This is a genomic window from Mycobacterium sp. (assembly GCF_049683935.1).
Classification (GTDB): Bacteria; Actinomycetota; Actinomycetes; order Mycobacteriales; family Mycobacteriaceae; genus Mycobacterium.
On record NZ_JBAUJR010000249.1, the window covers coordinates 1 to 15,029 of the forward strand.

The window sequence follows — 15,029 nt, forward strand, 5'->3', positions numbered from 1 at the left end:
TCACCGGACCGCTGCTGCCGGTGAGCCCACCGCCGCCCGCCGCGCCGTGGCTGCCGCAGGCACAGCCGATCACGGGATCGCAGATCTTCGCCGGACCGTACGGGGAGCAACCGCCCGCACCTGCGGCGCCACCTGCCGCCGTGGCACCGACACCTGGAGGTGGTGGCTGATGATGACCCGGTTTGTACGAAACCAGTTGATCATCTTCACGATTGCGTCGATCGTCGGTGTCGGGGTGATGATCTTCACCTACATGCAGGTCCCCACGCTGCTTGGCGTCGGTCGACTGACCGTGAAGCTGGAACTGCCCGCGTCCGGCGGTCTCTACCGGTTCAGCAACGTCACCTACCGCGGAGTGCAGATCGGCAAGGTCACCGACGTCGCGTTGACAGAGAATGGCGCGGAAGCAACGCTGTCGCTCGACACGTCTCCGAAGATCCCGGCGGATCTCCAGGCCGACGTTCTCAGCGTCTCGGCGGTCGGCGAGCAGTACGTCGATCTCCGTCCACGCACCGACTCCGGGCCCTTCCTGGAGGACGGTTCACGAATCCCGGTGTCGGCCACCACGATTCCTCAACAGGTCGGCCCCATGCTCGATCAGCTCAGCGCGCTGGTGGAGAGCCTGCCCAAGGACCGGATTCCCGACCTGCTCGACGAGACGTTCAAGGCGTTCGACGGGGCCGGCCCGGAGTTCGGTTCCCTGCTCGATTCCGCATCCGAGTTGACCGGCGAGATCAACGGCGCGTCCGACGAGACCCGCACGCTGATCGACGATATCGGTCCACTGCTGGAGTCACAGGCTGAGACCACCGATGAGATCCGGACGTGGGCACGCAGCCTGTCCGGGATCACCGCGCAGGTTGTCCAGAACGACCCGGAGTTACGTGCGATTCTGCAGCGCGGGCCGGGATTTGCCCAAGAGGTCAGCTCGCTGCTCGACCAGGTGAAGCCCACCCTGCCGATCCTGCTGGCCAACCTCACCACAGTGAGCCAGGTCCTGCTGACCTACAACCCGGGCATCGAGCAGTTGCTCGTGATCTTCCCGGGCATCATCGCGGCGCAGCAATCGTTCGGCCTGCCCAAGAACAACCCGACAGGGTTGCCCGCCGGCGACTTCGCCCTGACCATCAGCGATCCGAACCCGTGCACCACCGGCTTCCTGCCGCCGTCACAGTGGCGCTCGCCGGAAGACGAGACCACGCTCGACACGCCCGACGGGCTGTACTGCAAACTCCCGCAGGACTCCCCGCTCAATGTCCGCGGCGCCCGCAACTACCCCTGTCTCGAGCATCCCGGAAAACGAGCGCCCACGGTCCAACTCTGCAATGACCCCAAGGGATATCAACCGTTGGCGATGCGCGACCATCTCCTCGGCCCCTATCCGTTCGACCCCAACCTGATCTCGCAGGGGCTCCCGCTCGATGACCGCGTCGACTTCGAAGAGCGCATCTTCGCCCCGACGGAGGGCACACCGCTGCCGCCCGGCGCGGCACCGTCCGGGACCCCGCAGGGATCACCGGAACTGGCCCCTGTCCCGCCGCCGTTGCCGATGCCGAACGGCATCGCACCGCCGGCACCGCAGGAGCCGACGGTTCCCGGCCAGCCCTTGCCCGTTGCGCCGAGTGCGTTCGGCACCAACGCTTCTGGCGGACCATCGGTGGCAACTGCCCACTACAACCCGGAGACGGGGCAGTATCTGACGGCCGACGGCGCGCTGCAGCAGGTGGCGACCGGGGCCGCACCGAAGACATGGAAGGATCTGCTGCCGACCTGAGAGCGCCGCAGGTTATCGGTTGCCGGACAGAGCTTTCAGCTAGGCGACCTTCTGCGCGGATACGGGGAGTTCGATGACCTTCGGGTTGTTCACACCGCACGCGCCACTGTCGCTCTTCGTCACGTTTCGGCCCGCCATGTACGTGTAGTTGTTCAGAAGCCGGGCCTCGTCGGTGCGGTCCACGCCCCACATGATGAACTTCTGGTGTCCGGTGGCGAATGTGCCATTGGGGCAGGGCATCCAGTTGGGCACATCGTGTTCGATGAACCAGTAGTCCCGCAGACGTACCGTGCCCGTCCACCCCAAGCTGCTCGTGGCCTCGCCAGTGCACTCGATCGGGCTCACGCACTGCACGTTCACAGTCCAGGTTTCGCGCACGGGCAGTTGTTTGAACTTGACCTCGTTCATCCTCGCCCACTCTCCGTCGGAGTACACCTCCCAGGTGCCGGAGATGTTGACTCCGAAATCCTGCCCCTGAGCCACGGGGGCGGCACTTAGACTGCCAAGGACGGCGAGCGTCGTCGCGGCAACGCCGCCCATCACACGTAAAGCGCGCATGGGCACCAGCCTAATCGGCTTCTGGAGTAATGCTCTCCAATAACGAGAATTTCGTTCCCGCGCATGGAAAAATGGCGGAGTGCGTTTCCTCGTCGCAGCGATGGCTGCCCTGGCCGCCCCCGCGTGGGTCCTGACCGCTTCACCCGCGGCCGCCCAACCGCCACCGCCGCCTCCCGGCGCCGAATGCAACTACCCGAATTGCACGCCGGGGATCGCGCCCAACATCGTGCTGGGCTCCTACTGCAACAACACCACCTATTACGTATTCGGGGTGACGGATTGGGGCCGCCTGGTGTTCTGCGGGTCGCCGCGAAGGTACGAGCCGCGTTGGTTCCGGTCACCGGAGATGCACGGGATCAAGATCGAGGGTGACCTGTGTCCCAGCCTCGACGGTGAGGTGGCTCAAGCGCCCGACGGGCTCTTCCTCACCTGCGTAGTCAAGGACAACCGGGCCTATTGGGCTCGCGGCGACCAGTCGGTGGGCGGAGGCAACCCGCCTCCGCCGTAGTCACCAGTTGCGCAGCGAGCAGAGTGCGCCTTTGGTTCCCGAATCGGTGGCGACGACAACGTCGTCGACACGCAACTCGCAGACGAAGCCGGGTGCCTCGAGCGCAGGAGTGGTGGGTCCCGGCAGGCCTACGACCACCATGGCCCAGTCTTCGGGGTCGGCCAGCATGGCTTCGAGCACCCATGGCTGACCCGGTCCCAGATTTGCTTCCGCGTTCGGGGTGTAGAGGTACGTGTTGTGGCTGTACTCGGCCCAGTTGGGCGGTTGTACGTCGCGGTAGTAGATCTCCGCGTTCACGATGTCCTGACTGGCGCCCACGGTGTAGCGCACGTGGTGCAATGCCGGTTGGGCGCCGGCGGGCGCTATGGCGACGACCGCGCCGACCGTCAACATGCCCACCGCGGTGATAGCGGCAGGTGGAATCGGCTTGCAGAACAGCATTTTCAAATCTTAGAACATGCCTCTTGAGATATGCCCCGGTTTGGCCGGCTCATCTACCGCCGGAATTGCATTCCTGCTCGCGGAATCCCGAGTGCGGGCCTGGTGGAATGCAATTCCGGCGAGCAGTCGCATGGTCAGCCGATAGGGGTGAACGTGATGTTCAGTTCGGTCAGACCCCGCAGGATGAAGGTCGGCTCGTAGTTGTACGCGCGGTCGTTCGCCGGTCCGTGCTTGTCCTCGTCGATCTTGATGTCGCCCATCCGGTCCAGGATGCGCTCCATGGAGACCCGTCCCTCGACGCGTGCCAGCGGTCCTCCGGGGCAGGAGTGCACCCCGCGGCCGAAGGCGATGTGCTCGCGGACGTTCTTGCGGTTGAGGTCGAACTCGTGGGGATGCTCGAACTTGTCGGGATCCCGGTTGACCGCGCCGGGGCACACCATCAACGTGGTGCCTGCCGGCACGTCCATGTCGCCGACCTTGGTGTTCTTCTTCGCGAGCCGGAACTGGCTCTTGACCGGAGCGTCCATCCGCAGCGCCTCCTCCACGAACACCGGAATGCGGCTGCGGTCGTGGCGCAGGGTGTCCTGGACGTCGGGATGATCGCCGAGCACCCGCAGCGACGCCGAGAGAAGCTTGGTGGTGGTCTCCTGCCCGGCGGCGAACAGGAAGGTCGCGGAGCGGGCCACCTCGAGGACGGGTGGGGTGGATCCGTCGGGGTACTTCGCGGTTGCCAGAGCGGTCAGGACGTCGTCGCGGGGGGACTCGCGGCGATCCTCGAGGTAGCCGACGAACTTCTCGTCGAGCCATTCGAGCGGGTTGAGGCCGACCAGGTCGCTGTGGTCGAGCGATCCCACGACCGCGCCGGGCCGTGGGGAGCCGAGCACGGTGCGGAACTCTTCGTGATCGGCTTGCGGCACACCGAGCAGATCGGCGATCACCAACAGCGAGAAGGGTTTTGCGTAGGCACTCAGGAACTCGCACTTGCCGTCCGCGAGGAAATCGTCGAGACACTCGTCGGCCAGGCGCCACATGAAGTCCTCGTTCTCCTTGAGCCGGCTCGGGGTGAGCAACCGGTTGAGCAGCGAACGCGCATTGGTGTGCTCGGGCGGATCCATGGTGACCATGTGCTCGAACATCGGCATCTGCGACCGGTGGGCCGCGATCTGCCCGGTGATGTCGTCGCCCTCCGGGGTGAACGGCAGTGGCGGGAACGGCCCGGCGACCGCGATGCACGACGAGAACGTGTCGGGATCCTTGAGGACCGTCGCGGCTTCCTCGTAGCCGGTGATGGCCAGCACGCCGTAGTTCGGCTCACGCACCACGGGGCATTTGCTCCGGAGGTGGTCGAAGTAGGGATGCGGGTCCGGCACGAGGGACTGATCGGTGAAGTAGTCGATCGTGTCGAAGTCACTCATGTGCGGGCCTCCGGGGCTACGGGTGTGGATCGCGGGATTCTCTGGAACGCGATAATGCTGAGCACCTGCTTAGCATGGTGTAAGAGTTAGGGTCAAGATCGAAGCGACACGCAGGCATGACGGCAAGGTGAGGAGCGGGGGTAGCCATGACATCGCCGCGACGGATCGGTGCGCCGGATGCGAAGAATCGCACCGTGCTGCTCGACGCTGCCGAGCAATTGCTGATCGAGGAAGGATATGCAGCGGTCACCTCACGCCGGGTCGCCGATCAGGCGGGGCTCAAACCGCAGCTGGTGCACTACTACTTCCGCACCATGGAGGACCTCTTTCTGGCGGTGTTCCGCCGCAGAGCCGAGGAGGGCCTGGCGGTGCTCAACACCGCGCTGCAGTCGCCGCAACCGCTGTGGGCGCTGTGGCGGTTCAGCACGGCGCCGGAGGCCACCCGATTGACGATGGAGTTCATGGGCCTGGCCAACCACCGCAAGGCCCTGCGCGCAGAGCTCGCCTACTACGCCGAGCGTTTCCGCGACGAGCAGAACAAGGCCATCGCCGCCGCGCTCCGTCAGCACGGAATCGACTCTGCGGATGTGCCGCCGGTGGTCTGGACGATATTCGCGACGAGCGTGTCGCAGATGATGGTGATGGAACGCGCGCTCGGGATGTCGACCGGCCACGCCGAGACCTTTGCGTTCTGCGAGCAGTGGCTGCGCCGTCTGGAGGGCGAGCCGCTGTCTGTCGATCGTGACGATCGGCGTGCTCACCAGAGGTAGATCACCAACACCGACGCCCACAGCACGACCAGCCACAGATCGGTACTGTGGCGCAGCCACGAAGGCGCGTGGCGAACCTCCATGAAGGACCGGATGATCATCCGGCACTTGAGGAATCCGAGGAGCACCGCGAGCACGGTGATCGGCACGCTGGCCGTCGCGAGACCTCCCGAGTGGCCCGGAGCCAGCCACCACGATATGAGCGTGATAGCCGAGAGGATCAGCCAGGCGATCGTGATCGCGCGACTCGACCGGGCACTGCGCACCTCTGTGGTGGTCACACCATCACCGCATCACGTAGAACAGGCCGAAGATCACTACCCACAGAAGATCGACCATGTGCCAGTAGGTCGCGCTCGACTCCACCATCATCATGCGTCTCTTGCGTGGGTTACCCAACTCCCGCACAACGATTCCCAGGATCAACAGGCCGAGCAGCACGTGGAACAGATGCACGCCGGTGAGCATGTAATAGAAGCTGAAGAACTCGTTGTCGACGATCGTGTGGCCCTCGGCCACCTTCGTCGACCACTCGAAGGCCTTGATCCCGATGAACAGCAGTCCGCAGGCGCCGCCGGCGTAGGTCAGGCGTATCGCGGCAGCGTGGTTGCCACCCCGGGCCGCCAGCACGCTGCGTGCCACGAACCACGAACTCGTCAGCAGCACAAGGGTGTTGAGTACGCCGATGGTGAGGTTCAGGTGTTGCTGTGCCTCGAGGAACTCCTGTGGCGCCATGGCGCGGTGCACCGAGAAGATCAGGAAGAACGACCCGAAGATGATCAGGTCGCCGAGCACCATCACCCAGATGGCATTGTCGCCGGGAACGCGCGTGGTCGGCGCACTCTTGGTGGTGCGGTTCTGAGCCTGCGTCGTCTCCGTCACGGCAGCGGTGTTTCGTCGGCGGGTTGTTCCTCGTTCGCCTTCTTGAGGAAGACGATCACGCACGACAGCCAGAAACCGAAGATCACCGTCCCGGTCCAGAACGACATCGACCCGTTCCAGGAGAACGGACCGGCCGACGACACGAACAGCGGCGCCGCCATGATCTCGGTGACTATCTGCCAAATGGTCACGTAGGCAAGCCACTTCGGGAAGATCCTGTTGCGGTCGTAGAGGATCGCGATGGCGAAGCCGAAGTACGCGGCGGTGAAACAGCCCAGCGAGCCGACGTAGGAGAGACATCCCAGGTCGTAGAGCAGTGCCAGCACCTCGGGATCGCGGTCCGGACGGAACGTCGCCACCAGGAAGCAGAGCGCAACCAGCAGGCACCCCGGGAGGGCGCCGACGGCCATGCCGCCCATGTACACGTACGCCATGGTCGAGCCGGCCGACATGCGTTTCATGTGGTAGACGACGATGCCGTTGGCGACCCCGGCGCCGCCGATGATCAGGATCAACAGCCCGAAACCGAGTTGGATCGTCGTGGTGTGCGCGGCGAAGAACTCGACCTTCTGCTCGGTGGTGACGTCGGGCCGCGGTGGCGGCATGACCCGTGCCAGCAGGAAGAAGATCGCCCCGAACGCGGCGTAGAACGCCGGCACGATCGAGAAGATGATCCACAGGTCGCGTTTGCCCGCCGGACCAGGCCGAGATCCGGTCGCCGGGGTGTCCGCCTCGGGTGTGACAACCGTGCTCATCGGGCGACGCCCTCCTCGATCGCTTGCCGATGCAGCGTCGTGCGGAGCACGAAGAACATGACGACGACGAACAGGGCGAAGGCGACGACGCGCAGCCAGAACGAGATCGCACCGTCCCAGGCCAGCGGGCCGGTCCGGAAGACCGCGGCCGCGGCGGCCGGCGCCATCGCCAACCCGGTCGCGACCGCGAAATGACCTACCCAGCGCGGGAATACGGGAGTCGGGCCGGCGTGCGCGCTGGTGTCGAAGTACACGGCGAGGCCGAGGAGCAGGTTCTGTGCCACCAGCATGCCGACGGGGGCCACCAGCGTGATCCAGGCCAGGTCGTTGAGAAGCAGCAGAAGCTGCGGGCTGCGGTCGGGGCGGTAGGCGGCAACGAGGTAGAAGATGTTGGCCAGCGCGAAGATGGTGGCGCCGCTGACCACCGCCGTCAGATAGCAGTAGGCCAGCGCGTGACTCTGAGCCGCCATCCGCTTCATCTGGACGACGATCACCATGAAGAACGGCAGCAGCATGATCGCGCACAGGTTGTAGGTGATCATGCTGAACCGGATCATCGCGGTGTGGTCCGCGTAGAACGCGGCGACCTCGTCGGCGGACATCGACGGCGACATCGGCGGGAGGAAGCCGGGAAAGGCGACGAACGCGACGATCAGGATCACGACGACAATGGGAGTCGTCCACAGGGCCACCAGTTGTGTCCTGATGTTCGCCGTCTTCGGCAGGTCCTCGGCTTCGGCAAGAATCTGCATCCCGCACACCCCAATTCGTCGCTCTGCGCCGGTTGTCGATCGGCTACTCAGCAGAGAGTAGCCGATCGGCAACCGAACATCCAGACGCGCCGCCGGGGCGTGGCTGTCAGAGCGAGAGGATGGTCGCCGAGGCGGTGCCGGGCGCGCCGTAGACCTGGGCGAGGCCGACACGGGGCTCGCCCGGAACCTGCCGGTCCCCGGCTGCGCCGCGCAATTGGCGGACCAGCTCGTGCACCTGTCGCAGGCCCGAGGCGCCGATCGGCTCACCGTTGGCGATCAGACCGCCGTCGGTGTTGACCGGGATGGCACCGTGAATCTCGGTAGCACCGTCGGCCAGCAGCTTCTCCTGCTCGCCGTCGGCGCACAGGCCCGTCTCGGCCATGTGGATGACCTCGGCGCCGGCGTCGGTGTCCTGAAGTTGCGCGACGTCGACGTCCTCGGGGCCGATGCCCGCCGCTTCGTAGGCGGCCTTGGCGGCGAACACCGTCGGCGAGGGATCCTCGTCGAGCGGCGCGGACGTGGCGTGCACCTCGTACGCGCCGAACGTCCGTGTGCGAATCTCGCTGGCGCGCACGAACACCGGCTTGGCCGTGTACTTGTGCGCCAGGTCGCCGCGGCACATGATGACCGCGGCCGCACCCTCGTCCGGTGCGCAGAACATGAACTGGCGCAACGGATAGTTCAGCACCGGCGACGCCATGATCTCGTCGACGGAGATCTCCTTGCGGCGGAACGCATTCGGATTCAGCGCGCCGTTGCGGAAGTTCTTGTTGGCGACCCGCGCCAGCGTCTCCTCGGAGATACCGTGTTTGTGGAGGTAGTGGTTGGCCTTCATGCCGAAGAACTTGGTGGTGACGAACTGGCCGTTCTCGGCGTACCACTGCGGCAGCGCGAGCTTGGCGGGGTCGTCGGTGAACGCGCCACGGGGGTGCTTGTCCAGTCCGATCGCGATCCCGATGTCGTACTTGCCCAGGCGGATCGTGTCGGCCGTCTGCTGTATGGCCGATGCCGCGGTGGCGCAGGCGTTGAAGACGTTCGTGAACGTGATGCCGGTCAGGCCGACCAGTCGGGTGACCGCGTCGGGGTTGGACACCTCGTAGCTGCCGCCGAAGCCGAACTGGATGTCCTTCCAGCCGACACCGGCGTCGGCCAGCGCCAGATCGATCGCCTCGGCGCCCATCTCCATGGCGGTCTTGTCGAACCGGCCGAACGGATGCAGGCCCACGCCGATGATCGCGACATCGTTGGCGGAGTTGGAGTTGCTCATTGTTCAGTCCCTTAGCTGCTGGCCGGCTGGAATGCGAAGGTGACGACCTCGTTACCCTCGGCGTCGGTGGTGAACGGGATCATCGTCAACTCGACGGCCTGACCGAACTCCAGCTTCGCCGGGTCGTTTTCGGTGAGCCGACCCTCGACCCGGATCACGTCATCGAGCTGCACCAGCCCGACGCCGAAAGGCACAAATTCCTTGCCGGTGGGCCCCGCGTACGGTGCGCCGGGCGGAAACCCCTGCGTGGTCCATGCGACCAACGTCCCGGTGCGGGGGAGGAGGAGCTCCGACATGGATCCCGAACTGCATCGCGGACAGCGCTGCTGTACGGGAAAGGTGGCAGCGCTGCAGCTGTCACACTTGCTGCCGATCAGCTGCGGATTGTCCGCCGGCCAGGTGGATATTTCGGGCGCGAGCGCCCGCTGCGATGTCGACACGACGTTGACGATAATCGGAAATGGCGTTCTCGTCCAGAGAGAATCATGGGGACAGACGGTGTCGGCGCCGTTCGTCGTACGGCGAGTGGGCGGGCCTATCTGGCGCGGTTCATCACCTTGTCCGCCGCAGCCCAGTGTTCGTCGGACACCCAGAGCCGGGCGAAGGCCGCAACGGCCTCGGTTGTCGGAACTCCGCGCATCACGCGTTTGACCTCGCCGGCCGGCGCGGCGGCCAGCGACCGTCCGATGGCGTGCCACTGCTCGTCGAAGGATGCCCGGGGAAACACTTGATCGATCAGCCCGATCCGCTCGGCCTCGGCAGCCTCGACGATGCGCCCGGTGCCGGCCAGCAGCAGTGCCCTGCTGTAGCCGACCAGGCTCACCAATCGTTCGGCGCCGCCCCACGCCGGCATGATCGCGAGGGCGACCTGGTTGAAACCGATCTTGATGTCGTCGGATGCGACGCGGATGTCGGCGGCGACCGCAAATTCGGCACCGCCACCCAGTGCGTGGCCGTTGAGCGCTGCCACCACCGGAGCGGGGAAGCCGGCGATACGGTCGCAGATCGATCTCATCCGGAAGGCCATCGCGGCCGCCTGCGCCTCGGTGCGCAACGCGCTGAGCTCCTTGAGGTCGCCGCCCGAGACGAAGGCGCGATCGCCCGCCCCGGTCAGAACCAGCGCGGCCGCCCCCTCGGCGCCGTCGAGGGCCGTCTCGAGCTGGTCCATCGTCTCCAGCGAGATCGCATTGCGCGCCTGCGGCCGGTCGATGGTGATGACCGCCAAACCGTCGTCGTCGATTTCGAGGTCGACCATCTCCCGTTCTCCATTCTCGGTATTGGCATTCTCGTGGGCGGAGAATAGCATCGCCTTCCGAACCGGAGGTGGCGCCAGACATGCGGAGAATCCCTGCTGAGCTGATAGATCTCTACCAGCAAGAGGGGTGGTGGACCCAGGAGACCCTCGGGGATCTCCTCGCGCAGGGACTGAGGGACAACCCGGACGTCGGCTTCGCCGTGCATTCGGAGGTTCGCCCCTACGCCGGCACCTTCGGTGACGTCGAACGCGACGCACGTCGGTTGGCCGCCGGCCTGTGGTCGCGGGGTGTCCGCCCCGGCGATGTCGTGGCGATTCAACTGCCCAACTGGCGCGAGGCCGCGATCACGTTCTGGGCGGCCTCCTTCCTCGGTGCGGTGATCGTGCCGATCGTTCATTTCTACGGCCGCAGCGAGCTCACCCACATCCTGGGCAGCGCGCGGCCCAAGGTCTTCATCACCGCTGCGGAGTTCGGCCGGATGCACCATCAGCCCGATCTGTGCGCCGACGTCCCGATCGTCGGACTCGTCGGCACCGAGAGCTTTGATGAACTGCTCGACGGCGAACCGCTCGCCGGCACGGTCGAGACCGATCCGGGCGGCCCCGCGCTGATCGCGTTCACGTCGGGCACCACCCGCGCACCCAAGGGTGTCGTCCACAGCCACCAGACGCTGACCTGTGAGACGCGCCAACTGCTGGCGAACTATCCGCCCGACCGCGGCCGGCAGCTGACGGCCACGCCGGTCGGACACTTCATCGGAATGGTCGGTGCCTTCCTCATCCCTGTGCTCGAGGGCGCCCCGATAGATCTGGTCGATGTCTGGGATCCGGAGAAGGTCCTCGCCTTGATGAAGTCCGACGGTATGTCGATCGGTGGGGGGCCGCCGTACTTCGTCACCAGCCTGCTCGACCATCCCGACTGCACCGACGAGCACCGACGGCTGTTCACCACGGTGGGTCTCGGGGGATCCACCGTGCCCGCGGCGGTCACCAGGAGGCTGGCCGACCTGGGCATGTTCGTCTTCCGGTCCTACGGCAGCACCGAGCATCCGTCTATCACCGGTTCGGGTCCGCAGGCACCGGAGGACAAGCGCCTCTACACCGACGGCAATCCGCGTCCTGGCGTCGAGATCAGGATCGCCGATGACGGCGAGATCCTTTCGCGTGGACCCGATCTGTGCCTCGGTTACACCGACGACGACCTGACCGCCGTCGCGTTCGACGACGAAGGCTGGTATCACACGGGTGATGTGGGCGTGCTGGACGGCGACGGATACCTGACGATCACCGACCGCAAGTCCGACGTGATCATCCGCGGCGGGGAGAACATCAGTGCTCTCGAGGTCGAGGAGGTGCTGCTGGCCATGCCGGCGGTCGCCGAGGCCGTCGTCGTCGCAGCACCCGACGAGCGGCTCGGAGAGCGGACCGCCGCGGTTCTGCGCATCCGGGCCGGGCAGGTGATGCCGACGGTCGACGATGTACGCGAGCACTTCGCCCAGGCCGGCGTGGCACGGCAGAAATGGCCCGAAGAACTCCATCAGGTCGACGACTACCCGAGGACGGCCAGCGGCAAGGTCCAGAAGTACGCCATTCGCCGGCTCGTGGCGGATGAGGGGCTGCGGGCCCGCTCCGGTTAGCCCACCCGCTCATTGCGATCGAACACTTATGAGAATAAGATTCTCCCAAGACGATAAGGAGAGTTTCATGGGTCAACTTTCGCACCGGGTCGACATCCCGTTTCCGCTGTTCGATGCGGACAACCATCTCTACGAGCCGCCGGAGGCGCTGACGAAGTTCCTCCCCAAGGAGTACAAGGACGTCGTCCAGTACGTCGAGATCAACGGCCGTACCAAGATCGCGTTGCGTGGCCAGATCAGCAACTACATCCCGAACCCCACCTTCTCGGTGGTCGCCAAGCCGGGCGCCTGGGAGGAGTACTTCAAGTTCGGCAACCCCGACGGCAAGAGCAAGCGTGAACTGTTCGGCGAGCCGATGAAGGCGATCCCGGCGTTCTTCGAGCCCGGTCCCCGCCTCGAGAAGATGGACGAACTGGGCCTGGACCGCACGCTGATGTTCCCGACGCTGGCCAGCCTGATCGAGGAGCGCCTCAGCGACGACCCGGTGGCCATCCACGTCATCGTGCACGCCCTCAACGAGTGGCTGGACGAGGTGTGGGGCTTCAACTACAAGAACCGCATCTTCACCACCCCTGTCATCACCCTGCCCATCGTGGAGAAGGCGATCGAGGAGCTGGAATGGGCGGTCAAGCGCGGCGCACGCGCCATCCTGATCCGTCCCGCACCGGTTCCCGGATTCCGCGGTCCGCGTTCGTTCGCGCTGCCTGAGTTCGACCCGTTCTGGCAGAAGTGCGTCGAGTACGACATCTTCGTCGGAATGCACTCCAGCGACAGCGGTTACTCGCGCTACACCTCTGAATGGGACGGTGGCGCCCAGGAGATGCTGCCCTTCCAGACCAACGCGATGGGCATCCTCAACGAGTGGCGTCCGATCCAGGACGCGGTCGCTTCCTGGGTGATCCACGGTGCGCTGTTCCGGTTCCCGACGCTGAAGGTCGGAATCGTCGAAGCGGGATCGAAGTGGATGTTCCCGCTGCTGGACTCGATGGCCGAGGTCTGGAAGAAGGCGCCTGAGGCCTTCCTGGGCAACCCGATGGAAGAGATCAAGAACCGCATCTACGTCAGCCCCTTCTACGAAGAGGGCATCGACGATCTGATCAACCTGATCGGCGTCGACCAGGTGCTCTACGGCTCCGATTGGCCGCATCCTGAGGGGCTCGCGGAGCCCACGCACTACGTGACCGCGCTCGAGCATCTTGCCCTCGAGGATCAGGCGAAGATCATGGGTGGCAACCTGGGGCGCCTCGTCACGACGTGACCTACCAGCCTCGTTGGGAGACCCTCCCCGAATTGGTCACCAGCGCGGCGGACCGGTTCGGCGACGCAGAAGCAGTCGTCGACGGTCCGCTGCGCCTGACCTTCGCCGATCTGGTGAGCCGGATCGGCTGCGCCGCAGGCGCGTTCGCCGACCTGGGAATCGCGCAGGGCGAGCGGGTCGCCGTGTGGGCGCCCAACAGCGCCGAATGGATCATCGCCGCGTTCGGTCTGATCACCGCCGGCGGGGTGTTGGTTCCCGTCAACACGAGGTTCAAGACCGACGAGGCGGCCGACATCATCAGCCGCAGCGGGGCCAAGGCCGTGCTGGTCCAGCAGGGCTTCCTCGGTGTGGAACACACTGCGCCAGGGGATGTGCCGGTGATCGACCTGAAGTCCGACTTCCTCTCCAGCGGAACCCCGTTCAGTCGTCCCGTCGAGGGCACCGACATCTCCGACATCATCTTCACCTCGGGCACGACCGGGCGCCCCAAGGGTGTGATGATGAATCACCTGCAGAATCTGCGTCTGTACGAGGAGTGGTGCGATCTGGCGGACCTGCGCCAGGGGGACCGCTACCTGATGGTCAACCCCTTCTTCCACACCTTCGGCTACAAAGCCGGCCTGATCGCGTCGTTCATCCGGGGTGCGACGATGCTGCCGGTACCGGTGTTCGATGTCGACCGGGTTGTGGAACTCATTGCAGCAGAGCGGGTCACGATGTTGCCGGGGCCGCCCACGCTGTACCACTCGCTGCTCGCCGTCGAGGACAAGGCCGCGTTGGCCACGCTTCGCGCGGGTGTCACCGGCGCCGCCGACATCCCCGTCGAACTCGTGCGACGGGTGCACGAGGAGTTGCCGTTCCAGACCCTGGCGACGGGGTACGGCCTCACCGAGGCGGGGACGGTGACGTTGTCGCGGCCGGGGGACTCGTTCACCGACATCGCGACCACCGCCGGGGTGGCCTGCGACGGCGTCGAGATGCGCATCGCCGAGGACGGCGAGGTGTTGGTCCGCGGTTACACCGTGATGCAGGGGTACCTCGACGACCCGGCCGCCACGGCCGAGGCGATCGACCCCGACGGTTGGCTGCACACCGGTGATCTCGGCACGGTCGACGACGCGGGTCGCCTGCGCATCGTGGGACGCAAGAAGGACATGTTCATCGTCGGGGGTTTCAACGCCTATCCCGCCGAGATCGAGGGTTTCCTCCTCGAGCACCCGGCGGTCGCGCAGGCCGCCGTGATCGGGGTGGCTGATGAGCGGATGGGTCAGGTGGGCAAGGCGTTCGTCGTGGCCAAGCCGACGAACGACAGCGGCGCTCTGACCGCCGAGGAACTCATCGCCTGGAGTCGCGACCGAATGGCCGGTTTCAAGGTGCCTCGGTATGTAGAGTTCCTCGACGAGTTGCCGTTGAACGCCACCGGCAAGGTGATGAAAGACAAGTTGCAGGACCATCGCCGCTGAGCGTTCGCACAGCGTGTGAATAGTATTTCCGCAGACGAGGCCTTGGTCCGGACCTGTGAAGCAGGGGTATCGTGAAGTCGATACGCAAAAAAGAAGAATGACGTTCTCATCGCGTACCTGCGTATGGACGCAGCAGACAAGGAGGTCCGTGTGCCGTCTTTCAGGCGCCGCGATTCGGTGATCGACGCCGACCCCGTCGATCAGCCGCCGCAGGACACAGACCGCGCGCCGAACGGGGACGACGCTCGTGCTTTGGCCGACGAGGCGGAAGCCGAGGCCGCCGAGGCGGAGGCG

General features: G+C 65.6%; 16 protein-coding genes. 6 read left to right on the top strand and 10 right to left on the bottom strand.

Going from position 1 to position 15,029, the window contains the following annotated elements:
* Positions 1-169 precede the first annotated feature (169 nt).
* Complete coding sequence (locus tag WA965_RS14325; protein WP_526296461.1) at positions 170-1,774, top strand: MCE family protein; 1,605 nt, start codon at positions 170-172, stop codon at positions 1,772-1,774.
* Between the two features lie 39 nt (positions 1,775-1,813).
* Here the strand turns inward: WA965_RS14325 and WA965_RS14330 are convergent, their stop codons facing one another.
* On the bottom strand, positions 1,814-2,332 hold the full coding sequence (locus WA965_RS14330; RefSeq protein ID WP_526296463.1) for an Rv2253/PknI dimerization domain-containing protein: 519 nt from the start codon (positions 2,330-2,332) through the stop codon (positions 1,814-1,816).
* 79 nt (positions 2,333-2,411) lie between these two features.
* Here WA965_RS14330 and WA965_RS14335 point away from each other — a divergent pair, with 79 nt between their 5' ends.
* Complete coding sequence (locus tag WA965_RS14335) at positions 2,412-2,840, top strand: hypothetical protein (protein WP_526296465.1); 429 nt, start codon at positions 2,412-2,414, stop codon at positions 2,838-2,840.
* Here the strand turns inward: WA965_RS14335 and WA965_RS14340 are convergent, their stop codons facing one another.
* Positions 2,841-3,281 carry an Rv2576c family protein gene (locus tag WA965_RS14340; RefSeq protein WP_526296467.1) on the bottom strand — a complete coding sequence of 147 codons (441 nt, stop codon included), beginning with the start codon at positions 3,279-3,281 and terminating at the stop codon, positions 2,841-2,843.
* A gap of 134 nt (positions 3,282-3,415) precedes the next feature.
* The gene (locus WA965_RS14345) at positions 3,416-4,696 is read right to left on the bottom strand and encodes a cytochrome P450 (RefSeq protein ID WP_526296468.1); all 1,281 of its coding nucleotides are present in this window, start codon (positions 4,694-4,696) and stop codon (positions 3,416-3,418) included.
* A 146-nt stretch (positions 4,697-4,842) separates the two neighbouring features.
* On the opposite strand from WA965_RS14345, the gene WA965_RS14350 reads away from it, so the two are divergent.
* A complete protein-coding gene (locus tag WA965_RS14350; protein ID WP_526296470.1) occupies positions 4,843-5,466 on the top strand; it encodes a TetR/AcrR family transcriptional regulator in 624 nt (207 codons plus the stop codon).
* Here WA965_RS14350 and WA965_RS14355 read toward each other — a convergent pair.
* From WA965_RS14355 to WA965_RS14385, 7 genes are all read right to left on the bottom strand, one after another.
* Positions 5,454-5,747, bottom strand: a complete 294-nt coding sequence (locus WA965_RS14355; protein WP_526296472.1) for a cytochrome C oxidase subunit IV family protein — start codon at positions 5,745-5,747, stop codon at positions 5,454-5,456. The two genes, WA965_RS14350 and WA965_RS14355, sit on opposite strands and share 13 nt — an antisense overlap.
* Positions 5,748-5,751: 4 nt before the next feature.
* Positions 5,752-6,264, bottom strand: a complete 513-nt coding sequence (locus WA965_RS14360) for a cytochrome c oxidase subunit 3 (RefSeq protein WP_526296497.1) — start codon at positions 6,262-6,264, stop codon at positions 5,752-5,754.
* A gap of 80 nt (positions 6,265-6,344) precedes the next feature.
* Positions 6,345-7,103 (bottom strand): hypothetical protein, encoded by a 759-nt coding sequence (locus tag WA965_RS14365; RefSeq protein WP_526296474.1) that lies wholly within the window; start codon positions 7,101-7,103, stop codon positions 6,345-6,347.
* The gene (locus WA965_RS14370; protein WP_526296476.1) at positions 7,100-7,855 is read right to left on the bottom strand and encodes a hypothetical protein; all 756 of its coding nucleotides are present in this window, start codon (positions 7,853-7,855) and stop codon (positions 7,100-7,102) included. The genes WA965_RS14365 and WA965_RS14370 overlap by 4 nt, the downstream gene beginning before the upstream one ends.
* 106 nt (positions 7,856-7,961) lie before the next feature.
* Positions 7,962-9,122: a thiolase family protein gene (locus WA965_RS14375; RefSeq protein ID WP_526296478.1), complete on the bottom strand. Its 1,161-nt coding sequence runs from the start codon at positions 9,120-9,122 to the stop codon at positions 7,962-7,964.
* An 11-nt stretch (positions 9,123-9,133) separates the two neighbouring features.
* On the bottom strand, positions 9,134-9,574 hold the full coding sequence (locus WA965_RS14380) for a Zn-ribbon domain-containing OB-fold protein (protein ID WP_526296498.1): 441 nt from the start codon (positions 9,572-9,574) through the stop codon (positions 9,134-9,136).
* 83 nt (positions 9,575-9,657) lie between these two features.
* The gene (locus WA965_RS14385) at positions 9,658-10,377 is read right to left on the bottom strand and encodes an enoyl-CoA hydratase/isomerase family protein (RefSeq protein WP_526296480.1); all 720 of its coding nucleotides are present in this window, start codon (positions 10,375-10,377) and stop codon (positions 9,658-9,660) included.
* Positions 10,378-10,457: 80 nt separating this feature from the next.
* On the opposite strand from WA965_RS14385, the gene WA965_RS14390 reads away from it, so the two are divergent.
* The 3 genes from WA965_RS14390 (at position 10,458) to WA965_RS14400 (ending at position 14,735) form a co-directional block, all read left to right on the top strand.
* Positions 10,458-12,014 (top strand): AMP-binding protein, encoded by a 1,557-nt coding sequence (locus tag WA965_RS14390; RefSeq protein ID WP_526296482.1) that lies wholly within the window; start codon positions 10,458-10,460, stop codon positions 12,012-12,014.
* Between the two features lie 67 nt (positions 12,015-12,081).
* On the top strand, positions 12,082-13,272 hold the full coding sequence (locus WA965_RS14395) for an amidohydrolase family protein (protein WP_526296484.1): 1,191 nt from the start codon (positions 12,082-12,084) through the stop codon (positions 13,270-13,272).
* Positions 13,269-14,735 carry a FadD3 family acyl-CoA ligase gene (locus WA965_RS14400; RefSeq protein WP_526296486.1) on the top strand — a complete coding sequence of 489 codons (1,467 nt, stop codon included), beginning with the start codon at positions 13,269-13,271 and terminating at the stop codon, positions 14,733-14,735. The genes WA965_RS14395 and WA965_RS14400 overlap by 4 nt, the downstream gene beginning before the upstream one ends.
* The last annotated feature ends 294 nt before the right edge of the window (positions 14,736-15,029 follow it).

Bases quoted from the DNA above. Each gene is read 5' to 3' on its own strand.
- WA965_RS14325 (WP_526296461.1), top strand. From the start codon at position 170: ATGATGACCCGGTTTGTACGAAACCAGTTGATCATCTTCACGATTGCG.
- WA965_RS14330 (WP_526296463.1), bottom strand. From the start codon at position 2,332: ATGCGCGCTTTACGTGTGATGGGCGGCGTTGCCGCGACGACGCTCGCC.
- WA965_RS14340 (WP_526296467.1), bottom strand. From the start codon at position 3,281: ATGCTGTTCTGCAAGCCGATTCCACCTGCCGCTATCACCGCGGTGGGC.
- WA965_RS14345 (WP_526296468.1), bottom strand. From the start codon at position 4,696: ATGAGTGACTTCGACACGATCGACTACTTCACCGATCAGTCCCTCGTG.
- WA965_RS14350 (WP_526296470.1), top strand. From the start codon at position 4,843: ATGACATCGCCGCGACGGATCGGTGCGCCGGATGCGAAGAATCGCACC.
- WA965_RS14360 (WP_526296497.1), bottom strand. From the start codon at position 6,264: ATGGTGCTCGGCGACCTGATCATCTTCGGGTCGTTCTTCCTGATCTTC.
- WA965_RS14365 (WP_526296474.1), bottom strand. From the start codon at position 7,103: ATGAGCACGGTTGTCACACCCGAGGCGGACACCCCGGCGACCGGATCT.
- WA965_RS14370 (WP_526296476.1), bottom strand. From the start codon at position 7,855: ATGCAGATTCTTGCCGAAGCCGAGGACCTGCCGAAGACGGCGAACATC.
- WA965_RS14375 (WP_526296478.1), bottom strand. From the start codon at position 9,122: ATGAGCAACTCCAACTCCGCCAACGATGTCGCGATCATCGGCGTGGGC.
- WA965_RS14385 (WP_526296480.1), bottom strand. From the start codon at position 10,377: ATGGTCGACCTCGAAATCGACGACGACGGTTTGGCGGTCATCACCATC.
- WA965_RS14390 (WP_526296482.1), top strand. From the start codon at position 10,458: ATGCGGAGAATCCCTGCTGAGCTGATAGATCTCTACCAGCAAGAGGGG.
- WA965_RS14395 (WP_526296484.1), top strand. From the start codon at position 12,082: ATGGGTCAACTTTCGCACCGGGTCGACATCCCGTTTCCGCTGTTCGAT.